Below are 16,264 nucleotides of genomic sequence, written 5' to 3' on the forward strand. Positions count from 1 at the left end.
TGTGTCCGGCGTCAACCGTTACCAGAAGCGTTGCTGGGTCAAACGGCTCCACCAGTTCAGCAACAGGCGGTCGACCGAACCGCTGGCGGCCATGCCAATGCGCTCCTGCAGGCTTTTGCGCTCGGCATAGTGCAGGTGATAAAGCTCGGACTGCCTGGCGCGCTCGGCGAGGTATTCATCGCTGGTCTTGAGTTCATCGACCAGGTGTTTTTCCAGCGCCGCAACACCGAGCCAGATTTCGCCGGTGGCCACTTCATCGATCGCCAGTTGCGGGCGATAGCGCGACACGAAGTTCTTGAACAGTTGATGGGTGATGTCCAGGTCCTGCTGGAACTTCTCCCGTCCCTTCTCGGTGTTTTCGCCAAACACGGTCAGGGTGCGCTTGTACTCACCGGCGGTCAGCACTTCGAAGTCGATGTCGTGCTTTTTCAGCAAGCGGTTGACGTTGGGCAACTGCGCCACCACGCCAATCGAGCCGAGGATCGCGAACGGTGCACTGATGATCTTCTGGCCGATGCACGCCATCATGTAGCCGCCGCTGGCCGCGACCTTGTCGATGCATACGGTCAAGGGCACGCCGGCTTCGCGGATACGCGCCAGTTGCGAGGAAGCCAGGCCGTAGCTGTGAACCATGCCGCCGCCGCTTTCCAGGCGTAAAACTACTTCGTCCTTCGGCGTGGCAAGGGTCAGCAAGGCAGTGATTTCGTGGCGCAGGCTTTCGGTGGCCGAAGCCTTGATATCGCCGTTGAAATCCAGCACGAACACCCGGGGTTTGGCCTCGGTTTTTTTCTTCTGTTTCTTGTCGGTTTTAGCCTGGGTCTTGCGCAGGGCCTTGAGCTGGTCCTTGTCGAGCAAGGTTTGCTCCAGGCGTTCGCGCAGGCCTTTGTAGAAATCATTGAGCTTGCTGACCTGCAACTGGCCGGACGACTTGCGCCGCCCTTTGCTGCGCAAGGCCGCAAAACTGGCCAGGACCACCAGAATGGCGATCACCAGGGTCACGGTCTTGGCCAGGAAAATGGCGTACTCGGAAAAAAACTCCACAGGGACTCCTCAAACGATGCGCGGCTCAAACGCGCGCGGGATACTTCCAGCATACCCATGCGCCGGCCTTGCGACCAGTCGCGTAACTTCTGGCAACAGGCCTGTAACGGGCATTTCAAACAAGCGTATGTTTTTTCATTGACAGCTCACCGCCATCCTCATAACCTCGCCAAACCTTCAACGTACCGGGATGACGCGGACGTGGGCAGCATCTATTTGATTCGACATGGCCAGGCCTCCTTTGGTGCAGACGACTACGACGTCCTGTCGCCGACCGGCATTCGTCAGGCTGAAATCCTTGGCCGGCACCTGGCCGAACTCGGGATCAGCTTCGACCGCTGCCTGGCGGGGGACTTGCGCCGCCAGCAGCACACGGCCAACAGCGCGCTGGAACAGTTCGCCGCGGCGGGCCTGCCGGTGCCGCTGCTGGAAACCGACTCTGCCTTCAACGAATTCGACGCCGATGCGGTGATCCGCGCACTGCTGCCGGCCATGCTGCCGGACGAGCCCGAAGCGTTGCACATCTTGCGCAACGCCGCGCAAAACCGTGGTGAGTTCCAGCGTATCTTCGCCCTGATCATCGAACGCTGGCTCACCGGCACCTACGACACACCGGGCCTGGAAAGCTGGCTGGGGTTTGTCGAGCGGGTACAGGCCGGTTTGCATCGCATCCTCGACCAGGCCGACAACACCCAGAAAATCGCCGTGTTCACCTCCGGCGGCACCATCACCGCCCTGCTCCACCTGATTACGCAAATGCCTGCCCGGCAGGCCTTTGAATTGAACTGGCAAATCGTCAACACCTCGCTCAACCAACTCAAGTTTCGTGGTCGCGAGGTGGCCCTGGCTTCCTTCAACAGTCATGCGCACCTGCAACTGTTGAAGGCTCCGGAACTCATCACGTTTCGCTGAGTCCGGACTATTGTGACCCTGGCTGTAATCAACCAGCTCTTAATACCCAAGAAAGGATCGAACCATGACCTCCGTAGCAGATGCCGTACAAGCAATGAAAGCCAAGTTCAACCCAGCCGCTGCTGCCGGCCTGGACCTGGTCTTCGGTTTCCGCATCGACGACACCAAGAACTTCTCGCTGATCGTCAAGAACAGCACTTGCGAACTGCAGGAAGGCGAGAACCCGGACGCCCAGGTGACCCTGGTGATGGACGGCGAAACCCTGGAAGGCATCGTCGACGGTTCGACTGACGGCATGCAAGCATTCATGGGCGGCAAACTGCGCGCCGAAGGCGACATGATGCTGGCCATGAAACTGTCCGAGCTGTTCCCGTCCTGAGCACCTGGCTCCTGATCTTCGGGAGCGTGCAAGGCCGCAAGTGAATCCCGCCCCTCGTGGCGGGATTCGTCGTTCTCGGGCTTCGAAAAGATACTCTGTGTGGCGAGGGAGCTCTTACAATGCCTGAACCTCCCACACCGGCCGCCCCATGGACATCGACCTCGCCCGCACCTTCCTCGAAATCGTCCGCCATGGCAGCCTGGCCGCGGCTGCCGAGAAACTCCATGTCACCCAGACCGCGATCACTGCGCGGGTGCAAAAACTCGAGAGCCAACTGGGCAGCACCCTGTTCGTGCGCAATCGCGCCGGCGCCCGCCTGACGCCCAACGGCGAAGCCTTCGTGGTGTACGCCAATCAACTGGTGCAAACCTGGGAAGCCGCGCGGCGTGATTTACCGTTGCCCGAGGGTTATCGCGATGTGCTGCACATCGGTGGCGAGGTGAGTCTGTGCAATCCGCTGATGCTCGGTTGGGCCGGTGAAATCCGCGAAAAAATCCCCAGCCACGCCTTGCGCATGGAAATCCGTGACGGCGAAAACCTGCTGCGCCAACTGGAGTTGGGGGTTCTGGATGCCGCGCTGGTGTATCAGCCCGAGTATTGGCCGCGATTGCAGGTCGAGCAGATTCTTGAAGAAAAACTCATCCTCGTGCGTTCAGTCGAACGGCCCGAGCCTTACGTGTACATCGATTGGGGCCCGGGATTTCGCCGCCAGCATGACGCTGCCCTGCCGGAAAAAGCCAAGGCTGCGTTGACCTTCAACCTTGGTCCGTTGGGTTTGCAGTACATTCTCGAAAACGGCGGGAGCGGCTATTTCCGCACCCGCGTGGTACAGCGCTACCTTGAAAGCGGCGTGCTGGAACTGGTGCCCAAGGCCCCTGAATTCAGTAATCCGACCTACCTGGTTTATTCCCGCGACCGTGACTCGCCAACCCTGCAACACGCCTTCGACCTGCTGCGCGAGGTCATCGATTCCGACGAAGACTGGTCACAGCGCTGGGACCCACTGACCTGATAACGGTTTGCACCGGATCATGGCCAATGTGCCTTCAAGGTTCGGCCCGTCAACACGCTGGAATCGACTAATCTGCAGAGATAACAATAACGACAGGTGATTGCAGTGAGGCAGACCACCGAAGGATTCCGCAGCCGCTACCGCGCCGCCATTCATCCGCTCTACAACCCCTGGTTGCACGGCGCTTTTGTCCTGTCGTTCGGGGCGCTGGCGATCAGCATTTTCTGGAGCAACGTACATCAGGTACGGCCGGCACAATGGCTGGCGGTGCCCGTCACGCTGCTGTTGTTCAACTTCGGCGTGTACATGGTGCATCGCCACCTGGGGCATCATAAAAAGAGCTTCGCCCGCCTGTTTTATGCCCGTCACGCTGGCGACCACCACAGTTTTTTCACCCCCGGCCACATGACCTACGACAGCGCCCGCGACTGGCGGGTGATTCTGTTTCCGGCATGGCTGATCGTGCTGCACACCCTCGCCGTCGCCTTGCCCCTCTGGTGGCTGCTCAAGCCATTGGATGCGAACGTTGCCGGATTGGTCGGCGGCCTTCTTGTCCTCGGTTACCTGGCTTATGAAGTGTTTCATGCCTGCGAGCACTTGCCGCCGCGCAATCCGGTTACGCGGTGGCCGTGGATCCGCCAGATGCGCCGGCTGCATGAGCTGCATCACCGCCGCGAACTGATGCAGCAGCGTAATTTCAACATCGTTTTCCCGCTGATGGACTACCTGTTCGGCACCCTCTATTGGGAGCCGGAACCTGCGCCGCTCAACCCGCCGAGAACGCCCATGACCCGCATGCAGCATCAGATTGTCATTGCCGGACATCCGATAGATGTTCTGGCCTATGCCAGTACCGTGACCCTTTGGCCGCAATGGCATCCCTCGTCGCTGCATATCGATGGGCCAAATGGCCCGTTGCATGCCGGCGCACGATTCGAGGAGGACATCCGCGCCGGCGGCCGCGACGGGCACTTGAGCTGGGAGGTAGCGGAGTACCTGCCCGGACGGCGCTGGAGCGCCCGGGCCCGGGGTGATCATGGCCTGTCGCTGGTGGTGACCTATGAATGCGATGCCACAGGCCCGGACACACGTTTCGTCCGGACCCTGGAATATCAATTCAGCGGCCTGGCAATGCGGATCGCCAACCGGTTGTTGCTCCAGCGGCGCATCGATCGGGAATCGGCGGCGTCGATGCAGGCGTTGCGTGACATGGCGCAGAAATACCTGGCGGCGACAGGGGTCAACGCGTGAGCCGAATCCTCAAATGCCTGTTGCTGGTCATCGTCGCCATCGGCGCCTTCCTGCTGCTGATGCCAACCAGGGTGCAACCGGTGGCCTGGGCGCCACAACCCGCGCCGTCCCTCACCAGCGGCATCTACGCCGACAATCAGCGGCTCAAGGGCATGGAACGCGTCGGTGCCGCCGACATCGACGGGCCGGAGGCCTTGTTGCTGGAAAACGACACACTCCTCACCGGCCTGCACGACGGTCGCCTGATCCGCACCAGCCTGGACGGCAAGACCACCAAAGTCCTGGTCGATACCGGTGGCCGGCCATTGGGCCTGGCCCGGCATCCCAATGGCCTGCTGGTGATCGCCGATGCCATCAAAGGCTTGTTGTCACTCGACGCCCAGGGTCGCCTGGTGGCCCTGACCACGGAGGCCGATGGCGTTCCCTTCGGCTTTACCGACGATGTGGCTATCGACAAACCGGGTCACTACGCCTATTTCAGCGATGCTTCGAGCCGCTTCGGCTATGGCCACGATGGTGAGGCCGTGCTCGAACACGGCGGCGATGGCCGTCTGCTGCGTTATGACTTTCAGACCGGCAAAACATCGGTTGTGCTGGACAAGCTGGAGTTTGCCAACGGCGTGACCCTGGGACCGGACGATGCCTACGTGCTGGTCAATGAAACCGGCGCCTACCGTATCAGCCGTTACTGGCTCAGCGGCCCCAAGGCCGGCACCCATGACCTGTTCATCGACAACCTGCCGGGGCTGCCGGACAACCTGTCGTTCAATGGTCACGACCGGTTCTGGGTGGCACTCTATGCCCCCCGCAACGCCCTGCTCGACGGCACGGCGGCGCATCCGTTCGTGCGCAAGATGATCGTGCGAGCCATGACCGTCTTGCCCAAACCCGTGGAAAAACGCGGGTTTGCCCTGGGCCTGGACCTTGAAGGCAAAGTGATCGCCAATTTGCAGGACGGCAGCAGCGACAACTACTCCCCCATCACCACGGTGCGCGAGTATGGGGACTGGTTGTATTTCGGCTCGCTGAAAGCGCAGAACATGGCGAGGTTGCCGTTGAGCAAGGCATTGCAATGAGCAAGCCCCGCATCTGATCCTGTAGGAGCGAGCTTGCTCGCGATGGTCGTCAACGATAACGCTGGTTGGCAGATGCCCCGCGGCGTTCTCGGGTTTATCGCGAGCAAGCTCGCTCCTACAGGGGGCGGAGTTCAGTTCACAGGGGTAGTTGGGCTGGATGATGAGGCACCTCGTCGAGAGCCGTAACATCGGTCTCTGAGCATTCGAGGTGCCGGTTCTGGTTGCCGCTCCAGCTTTTCAGCCACCGATCGACGGTGGCAGGCTCGCGGGATCAGGACGACGAGCCAAGTTGCTTGACGATCTTGTCCTTGACCTCCAAGCGCTTCGCCTTGAGCTTCGTCACCGTGTCATCGCTGGATTTGGCCTCCTCCGCCTTCACCACTTCGGCATCAGCCAGGGAATACTTGTTGATCAGTGAATCCAGTAACGGATCCTTGGTGCGTTTCTGCTGGATTTCTTCCTTTGAGCGTTTCAGATCCTGATAAAGGTCATGGGGCACCGGCATGGAACACCTCCGTTTGTTGATCGGCAGCGAGACGCGATCAATTGCGTTCACCAACTATCAGAATGGCCTCGGTTAGCCCGTTCTGTCGACCACCTGTCAGACCAGCGGTGTCCGTTCGTCGTCCTGTCGCAAAGGCGATAAAACCTTCGCCTGCGCCGACGCCTCCACCGGCTGACGATGACTCGATCAGCTTTTGAAACCGGTGTAGAGAATCACCTGTTTTTGTCAGCCGTTAAGCACCGTGCGCACCATTTGCCTGAGTGCTTCGGGATTATAGGGTTTGCTCAGCAGGTGGGTGTCGGGGCTGAGCTGGTGATTGCGCGAGATGATGTCGCGGGTATGCCCCGAGGTGAACAGCACAGCCACCGGAGGTTCCTGTACTTTCGCCCAGGCCGCCAAGTCCGAACTCTTGATCAGGCCGGGCATGACCACGTCGGTGAAGATCAGGTCCACCGCCAGCCCTTCCAGCAACATTTGCATGGCAACGTCACCGTTGGGGGCCGTGAGAATCTGATAGCCCTCCTCGCGCAACCACTCCACCACCGACACCCGCACCGCCTCATTGTCTTCGACCACCAGGATGCGTTCGTGCCCGCCCCGCTGCGGCACATCAGGGCTCAGTGTTTCGCTGGGTGCCGCGCGCAAGGTGCGCGGGAAGTACAACTGCACCCGGGTGCCCTGCCCGACGTCGCTGGCAATTTCGATATGACCGCCACTCTGTTTGACGAAACCAAACACCATGCTCAAGCCCAATCCGGTGCCCTGTCCGTCGGCCTTGGTGGTGAAGAACGGTTCGAACGCCTGGGCCAGCACCTGCGGCGGCATGCCGACACCGGTATCCGTCACGGACACCCGCACATAGTCCCCGGCGGTAATGCCCTTCGCGGCGCAAAATTTGCGATCGAGGGTGATGTTTTCCGCGCAAAGGTCAATCCTGCCCTCACCCTGAAGAGCGTCACGGGCATTGATCGCCAGATTGAGAATGGCGTTTTCCAGTTGATTGCGATCGACAAACACATTCCAGGAATCTTCAGGTGCCGTCATGTGCACCTGAAGGGTTTCACCCAGGGCACGCAGCAACAGCTCCGCCAGGCCATCGAAAATCTGCCGCAGCGTAAAGACCGCAGGCGACAACGGTTGGCGACGGGCGAATGCGAGCAATTGCGAGGACAGCTTGGCACCGCGCTCGACGGCGGCAATCGACGCCGCGACCCGGCGCTGCACATTGGCGTTGCCCGGCTCATGGCGTGCCAGCAGGTGCAGGTTGCCGGCGATCACTTGCAGCAGGTTGTTGAAGTCATGGGCCACACCGCCGGTGAGGCCGCCGATGGCTTCGAGTTTCTGTGACTGGCGCAGTTGTTCTTCCGCTGCCAGCCGCGCCTCGACCTCATCGGCCACCCGCTGTTCCAGGTTGCGGGTGAACTTGAGCAGGGATTCTTCGGCGGTCTTGCGTTCGTGAATATCGATCAGCACGGCAGGGAAACGAAACGCCTCGCCTTGCTCATCGAACTCGCAACACCCGCTGGCGAGTACCCAGAGGTAACTGCCATCGGGGCGCTGGATCCGGTACTCGACGTTGTAGGGCTCGCCTGTCTCGACCGACAGTGTGATGCGCTCCTGGACCCAGCCGCGATCGTCCGGATGGATCCGGCTTTCAGCGATGTCCCGAGACAGATTTTGCAGGTCTTGCCCGGGTGGATAGGAAAACGTGCGGGCGAAGCGCTCATCACCGGACAACAGGTTGGTCTTGATGTCCCAGACAAAGGAACCGAGCAGCGCTCCGGCGTTCAGCGCCAGCCGTACCCGTTCATTGTCAGCGTGATAGGCGTCTTCGGCCGCCTGTCGCCGACGTTCGGATATCACCCATTCGGTGGTTTCCACCACCATGGCCATGACCCCGGCCGGACGCCCGTTATCGTCGGCCACCGGGCTGTAATAGAGGTCGAGCCAGACATCCTCGGGAACGCCGTCGCGCAGCAATACCAGGACTTTATTGCGATAGGACAAGGTGCCGCCCGCCAGGCAGGTATCCACCACGTGGCGATTGAATTCGGCGACTTCGGGCCAGCCCAGCTCGACCGTAGAGCCGAGCAAGTACGGATGACGTCCACCGGCAAACTTGGAGTAGGCGTCGTTGTAGATCATGTACCCCGACTGTCCCCAGAGCATCACCATCGGCAACGGCGAGGCAAGCATCAACTGCACTGCACTGTTCAGGCTTTTCGACCATGAGTCGAGTGGGCCAAGTTCAGTCTTGCTCCAGTCGAACGCACGAATACGCCCGGCCATTTCGCCGTTCCATCCGGCACACCCGTGGCTATCCGCTAGAAACTGCATTGGCTGGCTCAATCCCGGTAAATTGCACCCGTTTGTTTCGAGCATTCTGGACGCTATTCGCTTCATAGAGGTATAGCTGATTCTCGCGGGCCATTTGGCCTCTATTGCCCCCTGTGGGAGCGGGCTTGCTCGCGAAGGCGGTGTATCAGCAGACGAACAGGTTGAATGACACACCGCTTTCGCGAGCAAGCCCGCTCCCACAGTTTTGATCTTCAGTGGGGTCTAGACCTCTATCAAATGTTTGAGCGGGTTGTAACTGCTTTTCAGCGTGGCCGCGACGTCGAGAATGGCCTTCTCGATGCCATTCAGATGCATGCAGGTCAGCTCGATGGCCGCGCTCTGGTTGCCTGCTTCGATGAACTCGATCAGCCGCAGGTGTTCATCGTCGCGGCAGGCTTCATGGCTGTCGTCATCCAGTGCGGCGGCATACAGCGACGCCCGGGAAATCAGTTTCTGGAACCAGTCGAGCAGCACCGGGTTGTTCAGGCTGCGGGCCAGTTTGATGTGGAACTCGCCGAGCAGGTGAATCAACCGCTCGTGATCGCCGCTTCGATGCGCTTCGTCCTCCAGCAGCAAATGATCGCGCAGGTCCTGGGTCACCGCCGTATCGCGACGACGGCACAGTTCACTGACGATACCGATCTCGACCAGACGCCGGGTTTCGAACAGCGAGCGGATCTCCTCGTCACTGGGTAACGACACCGATGCACCTTTATTGGGTTCGGTGGTGACCAGGCCATCGGCTTCCAATTGCTTGAGCGCGGCCCGGACAGACGTGCGGCTGACATTGAACAGTTCCGCCAACGAGGCTTCGCCCAGCTTCATTCCCGGACGCAGCGAACGCTTGCTGATCGCCTCGTAAACCCCTTGGTAGACGCGGTCGACCGTGGTTTCCAGTTTCTTTTCCGTCATTCATCAACTCCTTCAGCCCTGCGCAAACAACCCTGGCGAATGAACAGCCATTGAAAAAGGGGCTTGCACGAGCAGATTAATCCGGGTATTTCTAAATTGCATCCAGATTTTGCATACAATAATTAGAGGAATGCACCATTATGGGTCATCCAGTTGCAATTGAAGTGCGAAACGTCTCAAAACGCTATTCCGACGATCCAGGGCTGGCTCCTGCCCTCGACAATGTTTCTGTCGACATCGCCGACAACGAATTCTTCACCCTGCTCGGTCCTTCCGGCTGTGGCAAGACCACCCTGTTGCGCACCATCGCCGGCTTCGAGCATGTCAGCGACGGCGAGATTCGCCTCGCGGGCGAGACGGTCAATGACTTGCCGCCGTTCAAGCGTCGGGTCAATACGGTGTTCCAGAGTTACGCACTGTTTCCGCACATGAGTGTTGCGCAGAATATCGCCTTCGGCCTCGAGATGCAGGGTCTTGATCGCAAACTGATCCCGCAGCGGGTCGATGAGATGCTCGCGCTGGTGCAAATGCAGCACCTGGCCAGGCGCAAACCAGCCGAACTGTCCGGCGGCCAACAGCAACGGGTGGCTCTGGCCCGGGCCCTGGCGCCGAAACCCAAAGTGCTGTTGCTCGATGAGCCGCTGTCGGCCCTGGACCTCAAGCTGCGCAAGGAAATGCAGGTCGAACTCAAGCGCGTGCAGAAAGAAGCCGGGATCACCTTCATTTTTGTCACCCACGATCAGGAAGAAGCGCTGACCCTGTCCGATCGCATTGCCGTGATGTCCGCCGGCAAGATTCTGCAAATCGGCACGCCCAATGAGATCTACGAGCGCCCGCAACACCAGTTCGTCGCGCAATTCATCGGCGATATCAACTTCCTCCCTGGCCACCTCAAGCGCGGCCAGCAAAACGAAAAACTCTTCGTGCCCAATGGCATGCCCGTGGAAATCCCCTGCCCGGCCCAGGGCTTTGACGGCAGCAAGGTGCAACTGGCGTTCCGCCCCGAGCGCTCGCAACTGGTCGAACCGACACAACCCCACCACCTGCGCGGCGTGATCGAAGCCGTGCTGTATGTCGGCACGGCCACGCTCTATCAATGCCGCCTGAACAACGACATCAAGGTCATGCTGCGCGAGAACAACGAAGGCCTGAGCCACGGGCGGGTGGTGGGTGATCGCGTCGCGGTCAACCTGCCGCCCCACGCCTGCCTGTTGATGGAGGCCTGAGATGAGCGTCAGCAGCACTTCCCCGGCCCTCAACCGCGCGCTGTTGCTCAGCCCGGTAGTCCTGACCCTGCTGGCCCTGATCGCCATTCCGCTGGGCATCATGGGCTACATCAGCCTGTTGCCGCGCAACGTCTATGGCGGCGTCGACTGGCAGGCCAACTGGCAATTGCAAAGCTACGTGCAGCTGTTTTTCCAGGAAGGCTTCGACGGTGAGCTTGAGCTCAATTGGGTCTACGCCCAAGCGTTGTTGCGCTCGGTGTTCCAGGCCGGTGGTACCACAGTCCTGTGTTTCCTGTTCGGCTTCCCGGTGGCGCTGTGGATGTCGAGCCTGACACCACGGCGGCGCAACCTGATGGTGTTGCTGATCACCATCCCGTTCTGGACCAACCTGCTGATCCGCAACTACGCGTGGCTGATCATCCTGCGCGAACAGGGCTGGGTGGCCCAGAGCCTCAACGCGCTGTTCCCGCAGGCCGGTGGCATCACCCTGCTCTACAACGACTTCGCGGTCAGCGTCGGGCTGGTCTACAGCTTCCTGCCGTTCATGATTCTGCCGATCTATTCGACCCTGGAAAAACTCGACTGGCGCCTGGTGGAGGCGGCCTATGACCTGGGTGCCAACCGCTGGCACGCATTGCGCCGGATCATCCTGCCGCTGTCGATGCCGGGGGTGATTGCCGGTGCGCTGCTGGTGTTCGTGCCAAGCCTGGGCGCCTTCATTACCCCCGCCATCCTCGGCGGCGGCAAGACGCTGATGATCGGCAACCTGATCCAGCAGCAGTTCGGCACCGCGCGCAACTGGCCGCTGGGCAGTTCGCTGTCGTTCCTGTTGCTGGGGATCATGTTGCTGTCCCTGGTGCTTTACGCCCTCTATAGCCGCAATGCCGCCAAGACCCTGCGTCGGGGAGCCCAAGCATGATCGCCCTGCACCTGAAAAAACTGCCCCTGACCCGTGAAGTCAGCCTGTTGATGCTGGCCTATCTGTACCTGCCGATTTTCGTGTTGATCGCCTACAGCTTCAACGCCAACCGCTCGGCGACGGTGTGGACAGAGTTCTCGCTCGACTGGTACGGGCGCATCCTGGCCAACCCGTCGATCCAGACCGCCGCGCTGAACTCGATCATCGTCGCCAGCATCGCCACGGTGTGCGCCACGGCGATTGCATTGCTCGCGGCGCTGGCGACTTACCGGCCGTTCTACGGGCAGAAAATGGTCGAGGGCGGGATCAACCTGCCACTGATCCTGCCGGAGATCGTCACCGCCGTGGCCACCCTGCTGTTGTTCATGGCACTGGGGATCAAGCTCGGTTTGCTCACAGTGATCATCGCCCACATCGGCTTCTGCATTCCCTTCGCCTACCTGCCGATCCGTGCGCGGCTCAATGACCTGGACAAGAGCCTGCTGGAAGCGGCGAACGACCTGTACGCCAACCCCTGGCAGGTGTTTCGCCGGGTGACCTTGCCGCTGCTGTGGCCGGCGGTGCTGTCCGGTTCGGTGCTGGCGTTCGTGGTCAGCCTCGACGATTTCATCATGACCTTCTTCGTCGCCGGACCGGGGTCGACGACCTTGCCGGTGTACATCTTCTCAGCCATCAAGGCCGGCGTGACGCCGGAGATCAACGCGATCTCGACCCTGATGCTGGTGATATCCATCGTGCTGGTGGTGCTGGCCTTCTGGCTGGGACAGCGCGGCAAAAACCAATAAATCCTGGAGCGCTTCAAACATGAAAACAAAAAACATGTGTTTCGCTGTTGCCGGTCTGGCCCTGAGTTGCTTCACCGCGTTCAGCGCCCAGGCCGCCGAGCCCAAGGAACTGTTCTTCTACAACTGGACCGACTACTACCCGGTCGACCTGCTGGCCAAGTTCGAAAAGGAGACCGGTATCAAGGTCACCATGGACGGCTACGACAGCAACGAAACCCTGCTGGCCAAGCTGCAGGCCGGCGGCGCGGCCTATGACGTGATCGTGCCGTCGCAATCGATCATGCGCACCCTGATCAACCAGGACCTGCTGCTGGAAATCGACGCCTCGACCCTGCCCAACTTCCAGTATGTCAAACCGGCGTTCCGCGACCCGGGCTTCGACCCCGGCCGCAAATTCTCGGCACCTTACCTGTGGGGTACCACCGGGTTCTCCTATGACAGCGCACGGGTGCCCGGCGGCAAACTCGACGACTCGTGGAAAGAGTTCTTCGAGCCGCGCAAGGAGCTGCAAGGCCAACTCGCCGCCCTCGACACCTCCAGCAGCGTGATCAACGCCGCCAGCCACTACCTGAACGTCGACGAATGCAGCGAAAACCCGCAGGACGCCAAGCGCATCCTCGAACTGCTGCAAAAACAGAAACCCTTCCTGAAGATGTACAGCTCGGACAACACCGTCGACCGCATGGCCTCCGGCGAGGTGATCATGATGCAGAACTGGAACGGTTCTACAGCGCGGGCCACCCTGCAGAAGAGCACGATCAAATACGTGTATCCGAAGGAAGGCCTGGCAATGTTCCAGGACAACTTTGCCGTACCGAAAAGCGCGCCACACCCCGGCAACGCGAAGATCTTCATCGACTGGATGATGAAACCGGAAAATGCCGCCGCCGTGTCCAACGCCATCGCCTACGCCAACGGCATCCAGAGCGACAAGCTGATTGACGCCAAATGGCGAGTCATGGACGCCATCAACATGCCCGACGAATTCGCCTCGCGCCTGCGCCCGGAAAAGGAGTGCAGCAACAAGGCGCGTGAGCTGCAAGACCGCATCTGGGCGAAGCTCAAGGGCTGATCCGAGACCGAGTCGCGGCCTTCGCGAGCAAGCCCGCTCCCACAGTGATTTGTGCTGATCACACATTTTGTGAGCACCCCCAAATCCTGTGGGAGCGGGCTTGCTCGCGAAGAGGCCGCCCCTGACAACATACAACTTGAGGTTTGCAATGAATCAACCCCGCTGGCTGCGCAACGTGCGTCCCTACGGCGCCCCCGCCGAAGACCTGCTGATCGAATACGGCCGGTTCAGTCAACGCCGTCCCGCGTCGAACGAAGCCCTCTCCGCCACCGACATCGACGGCCAGAACCAACTGCTCACCCCTGCTCTGGTGGAAAGCCATGTGCACCTGGACAAAACCCTCTGGGGCCAGCCATGGCGCCCCAACAGCGCCGGCCCGACCCTCAAGGACTACATTGCCAACGAACGGCGCATCCTGCGCGAAGTCACCACACCGATTGCGCAACGGGCTGGTGCCCTGCTGGAAAACTGCATCGCCCGTGGCTCGCTGACCATGCGTTGCCACGTCGACATCGACCCGGAGTTCGGACTGCGCCATGTCGAAGCCATGCAACAGCTGCGTGAAACCTACCGTGACCTGATCGACCTGCAACTGGTGGTGTTCCCCCAGACCGGCCTGATCAGCCGCCCCGGCACCGCCGAACTGATGCGCGAAGCCATGGCCCTGGGCGTGGAAAACGTCGGCGGACTGGACCCGTGCGGCATCGACAACGACCCGATTGCGCAACTGGATTTCGTGTTCAAACTGGCCAGCGAGTTCGACCGTGGCGTCGACATTCACCTGCACGACAAGGGTGAGCTGGGCCTGTGGCAGATCGCGCTGATCGCCGACTACACCGAACGCTTTGGCCGCCAAGGCCGGGTGATGATCAGCCATGCCTATTGCCTGGGGATGTTGCCGTGGAGCCAGGTCAAACCGGTGGCCGAACGCCTGGCGACGCTGGGCATTTCGCTGATGAGCTCTGCCCCGGCCGATTGCGCGGTGCCGCCGTTCCTGGCCCTGCGCGAAACCGGCGTGAATGTGTGCCTGGGCTCCGACGGCATTCGTGATGCCTGGTCGCCCATGGGCAACGGCGACATGCTGGAACGGGCGATGCTGCTGGCGTTCCGCTTCGACTTGGGCAAGGACGCAGAACTGGCGGCGGCGTTCGCGGCGGCAACCGTCAACGGCGCCCAGGCACTGGGTTGCGAAGCCAATCGCCTGGCGATCGGCCAGCCGGCGGACTTCCTGCTGATGCCGGTGCAAACGCTGGGTGAAGCGGTGGTTTCGCGGCCGCTGCGTCAGGTCTATCGCGCGGGTCAGTTGGTTGCTGCGAGTGGCCGTTTGCTGGAAAGCCGTCTGTGAAGCTCATCGGCTTGCGGGCCAGTTGCGTGGTCGGCTTCGACGGCACACAGCATGTGCTGTGGCGCGACGGCGAAGTGGTGTTCGCAGGTTCGCGCATTGAGTTTGTCGGGCGCAATTATCCGGGTCCGGTAGATCAGTGGGTTGATTACGGCAATGCGCTGATCGGCCCCGGCTTCATCGATCTGGATGCCCTCGGCGACCTCGATTCCACGGTGCTGACCCTGGACAACGGTGACGAGCGCGACATGGGCCGGATGTGGTCCGCGCAGTATCTGGCACGTGGATCGCGGGAAAGTTACAGCCCCGAAGAAGAAGTCTTCAAATACCGCTACGCCTTCACGCAGCTGATCCGCAACGGCATTACCACGGCCATGCCGATCACCTCGATGTATTACCGCGAGTGGGCCGAGACCTATGACGAGTTTGCGGCGGTAGCCGATGTGGCGGCCGAGTTGGGGCTGCGCACTTACCTCGGCCCTTGCTACATGAGCGGCATGAGCTACTGGCAGGCCGACGGTAAGCTGGCCCACCACTGGGACGAAGCCCGGGGTATGGCGGGACTGGATGCGGCTGAACGGTTTTTCCGCGATTTCGACGGCACGAATGACGGCCTGATTCGCGGCGCCTTGCTGCCCGATCGCATCCAGACCTGCACCCCGGCGCTGCTGCAGCGCACCGCCAAGCTGAGCCAGGAAATGAACGCACCGATGCGTTTGCATTGCTGTCAGGGCCTGGGCGAAGTGGCAATGGTCGAGCAACTGCGCGGCGCTTCACCGTTGGGCTGGTTGCAGCAGCTTGGGCTTTTGAACCCACGCAGCCTGCTGCCCCACGGCATCTACACCCAAGGTGATGACGACTTGCAGCGAGTCGTGGACGGCGGCGCGAGCCTGGTGCATTGCCCGGTGGTGTTTGCCCGGGATGGCGAGGCGCTGAACTCGTTCGGACGCTATCGGGCCAAGGGCATCAACTTCGCCCTGGGCACCGACACCTGGCCGGCGGACTTGCTGGACAACATGCGCCAGGGCTTGAATATCGCCCGCCTGATGGAGGGCGGTAATGACCTGACCAGCACGCTGGACCTGTACAACGCCGCGACACTCGGCGGCGCCACGGCTTTGGGTCGCGACGATCTCGGACGTCTGGCGCCGGGGTGCAAGGCCGACATCACCGTGTTCAACCTGCGTGGAATGCACCTGGGACCGTTATTCGATCCGCTGAAAAATCTTGTGCTGGCCGGTCGCGGTGACGACTGCATCGCCAGCTACATCGATGGCCGCTGCGTGATGCAGGACGGCCAGGTCAAGGGCATCGACTACCCCGCCCTGCAACGCCAGGCCCAACGGCAATTCGAAAAGCTGATGCGCAGCCACAGCGACCGGGCCTTTGGCCAACCGGACTGGAAAGGCTTGTTCCAGCCAGCCATCCCGTTCGCCGACGACCACAGCGCACAGGCGCCACTGAGCGCCATCGATCCCCTTCTTTAGAGAATTCT

Annotated in this window: 15 protein-coding genes; 11 read left to right on the plus strand and 4 right to left on the minus strand. The window is 60.9% G+C overall.

The window, feature by feature from the left end; translation table 11 throughout:
• Positions 1-18: 18 nt before the first annotated feature.
• Positions 19-1,041, minus strand: coding sequence for a protease SohB (gene sohB / locus RS887_RS23290; RefSeq protein WP_008015932.1), 1,023 nt, complete (start codon positions 1,039-1,041; stop codon positions 19-21).
• A 201-nt stretch (positions 1,042-1,242) separates the two neighbouring features.
• Between sohB and RS887_RS23295 the strand changes: the two genes are divergently transcribed.
• From RS887_RS23295 to RS887_RS23315, 5 genes are all read left to right on the plus strand, one after another.
• The gene (locus RS887_RS23295; protein ID WP_057396924.1) at positions 1,243-1,953 is read left to right on the plus strand and encodes a histidine phosphatase family protein; all 711 of its coding nucleotides are present in this window, start codon (positions 1,243-1,245) and stop codon (positions 1,951-1,953) included.
• Between the two features lie 64 nt (positions 1,954-2,017).
• Positions 2,018-2,332, plus strand: coding sequence for an SCP2 sterol-binding domain-containing protein (locus RS887_RS23300; RefSeq protein ID WP_007976511.1), 315 nt, complete (start codon positions 2,018-2,020; stop codon positions 2,330-2,332).
• A gap of 148 nt (positions 2,333-2,480) precedes the next feature.
• Complete coding sequence (locus RS887_RS23305; protein ID WP_322617214.1) at positions 2,481-3,344, plus strand: LysR family transcriptional regulator; 864 nt, start codon at positions 2,481-2,483, stop codon at positions 3,342-3,344.
• Positions 3,345-3,449: 105 nt separating this feature from the next.
• Positions 3,450-4,595 (plus strand): sterol desaturase/SRPBCC family protein, encoded by a 1,146-nt coding sequence (locus RS887_RS23310; RefSeq protein ID WP_322617215.1) that lies wholly within the window; start codon positions 3,450-3,452, stop codon positions 4,593-4,595.
• The gene (locus RS887_RS23315) at positions 4,592-5,671 is read left to right on the plus strand and encodes an SMP-30/gluconolactonase/LRE family protein (RefSeq protein WP_322617216.1); all 1,080 of its coding nucleotides are present in this window, start codon (positions 4,592-4,594) and stop codon (positions 5,669-5,671) included. The genes RS887_RS23310 and RS887_RS23315 overlap by 4 nt, the downstream gene beginning before the upstream one ends.
• A 271-nt stretch (positions 5,672-5,942) precedes the next feature.
• Here the strand turns inward: RS887_RS23315 and RS887_RS23320 are convergent, their stop codons facing one another.
• From RS887_RS23320 to RS887_RS23335, 3 genes are all read right to left on the minus strand, one after another.
• Positions 5,943-6,176, minus strand: a complete 234-nt coding sequence (locus tag RS887_RS23320; RefSeq protein ID WP_008015939.1) for a DUF465 domain-containing protein — start codon at positions 6,174-6,176, stop codon at positions 5,943-5,945.
• A 225-nt stretch (positions 6,177-6,401) separates the two neighbouring features.
• Positions 6,402-8,513 (minus strand): hybrid sensor histidine kinase/response regulator, encoded by a 2,112-nt coding sequence (locus tag RS887_RS23325; protein ID WP_322617217.1) that lies wholly within the window; start codon positions 8,511-8,513, stop codon positions 6,402-6,404.
• A 222-nt stretch (positions 8,514-8,735) separates the two neighbouring features.
• Positions 8,736-9,425, minus strand: a complete 690-nt coding sequence (locus RS887_RS23335; protein ID WP_322617218.1) for a GntR family transcriptional regulator — start codon at positions 9,423-9,425, stop codon at positions 8,736-8,738.
• Between the two features lie 140 nt (positions 9,426-9,565).
• On the opposite strand from RS887_RS23335, the gene RS887_RS23340 reads away from it, so the two are divergent.
• The 6 genes from RS887_RS23340 (at position 9,566) to RS887_RS23365 (ending at position 16,256) form a co-directional block, all read left to right on the plus strand.
• The gene (locus RS887_RS23340) at positions 9,566-10,651 is read left to right on the plus strand and encodes an ABC transporter ATP-binding protein (RefSeq protein WP_322617219.1); all 1,086 of its coding nucleotides are present in this window, start codon (positions 9,566-9,568) and stop codon (positions 10,649-10,651) included.
• Position 10,652: 1 nt separating this feature from the next.
• Positions 10,653-11,570, plus strand: a complete 918-nt coding sequence (locus RS887_RS23345) for an ABC transporter permease (protein ID WP_322617220.1) — start codon at positions 10,653-10,655, stop codon at positions 11,568-11,570.
• Complete coding sequence (locus RS887_RS23350) at positions 11,567-12,355, plus strand: ABC transporter permease (protein ID WP_111283381.1); 789 nt, start codon at positions 11,567-11,569, stop codon at positions 12,353-12,355. The genes RS887_RS23345 and RS887_RS23350 overlap by 4 nt, the downstream gene beginning before the upstream one ends.
• Before the next feature lie 19 nt (positions 12,356-12,374).
• On the plus strand, positions 12,375-13,427 hold the full coding sequence (locus tag RS887_RS23355) for an extracellular solute-binding protein (RefSeq protein ID WP_322617221.1): 1,053 nt from the start codon (positions 12,375-12,377) through the stop codon (positions 13,425-13,427).
• 148 nt (positions 13,428-13,575) lie between these two features.
• On the plus strand, positions 13,576-14,772 hold the full coding sequence (locus tag RS887_RS23360; RefSeq protein WP_322617222.1) for an amidohydrolase family protein: 1,197 nt from the start codon (positions 13,576-13,578) through the stop codon (positions 14,770-14,772).
• Positions 14,769-16,256, plus strand: a complete 1,488-nt coding sequence (locus tag RS887_RS23365; RefSeq protein WP_322617223.1) for an amidohydrolase family protein — start codon at positions 14,769-14,771, stop codon at positions 16,254-16,256. Before RS887_RS23360 ends, RS887_RS23365 begins: the two co-directional genes overlap by 4 nt.
• The last annotated feature ends 8 nt before the right edge of the window (positions 16,257-16,264 follow it).

This window comes from Pseudomonas sp. BIC9C (genome assembly GCF_034541995.1).
In the GTDB taxonomy this organism is placed as follows: domain Bacteria; phylum Pseudomonadota; class Gammaproteobacteria; order Pseudomonadales; family Pseudomonadaceae; genus Aquipseudomonas; species Aquipseudomonas fluorescens_CC.

What these genes read in the sequence shown, in the direction of transcription:
- RS887_RS23355 (WP_322617221.1), top strand. Translation starts at nt 12,375, where the DNA reads ATGAAAACAAAAAACATGTGTTTCGCTGTTGCCGGTCTGGCCCTGAGT.
- RS887_RS23335 (WP_322617218.1), bottom strand. Translation starts at nt 9,425, where the DNA reads ATGACGGAAAAGAAACTGGAAACCACGGTCGACCGCGTCTACCAAGGG.
- RS887_RS23320 (WP_008015939.1), bottom strand. Translation starts at nt 6,176, where the DNA reads ATGCCGGTGCCCCATGACCTTTATCAGGATCTGAAACGCTCAAAGGAA.
- RS887_RS23340 (WP_322617219.1), top strand. Translation starts at nt 9,566, where the DNA reads ATGGGTCATCCAGTTGCAATTGAAGTGCGAAACGTCTCAAAACGCTAT.
- RS887_RS23305 (WP_322617214.1), top strand. Translation starts at nt 2,481, where the DNA reads ATGGACATCGACCTCGCCCGCACCTTCCTCGAAATCGTCCGCCATGGC.
- RS887_RS23345 (WP_322617220.1), top strand. Translation starts at nt 10,653, where the DNA reads ATGAGCGTCAGCAGCACTTCCCCGGCCCTCAACCGCGCGCTGTTGCTC.
- RS887_RS23360 (WP_322617222.1), top strand. Translation starts at nt 13,576, where the DNA reads ATGAATCAACCCCGCTGGCTGCGCAACGTGCGTCCCTACGGCGCCCCC.
- RS887_RS23325 (WP_322617217.1), bottom strand. Translation starts at nt 8,513, where the DNA reads ATGCAGTTTCTAGCGGATAGCCACGGGTGTGCCGGATGGAACGGCGAA.
- RS887_RS23350 (WP_111283381.1), top strand. Translation starts at nt 11,567, where the DNA reads ATGATCGCCCTGCACCTGAAAAAACTGCCCCTGACCCGTGAAGTCAGC.
- RS887_RS23300 (WP_007976511.1), top strand. Translation starts at nt 2,018, where the DNA reads ATGACCTCCGTAGCAGATGCCGTACAAGCAATGAAAGCCAAGTTCAAC.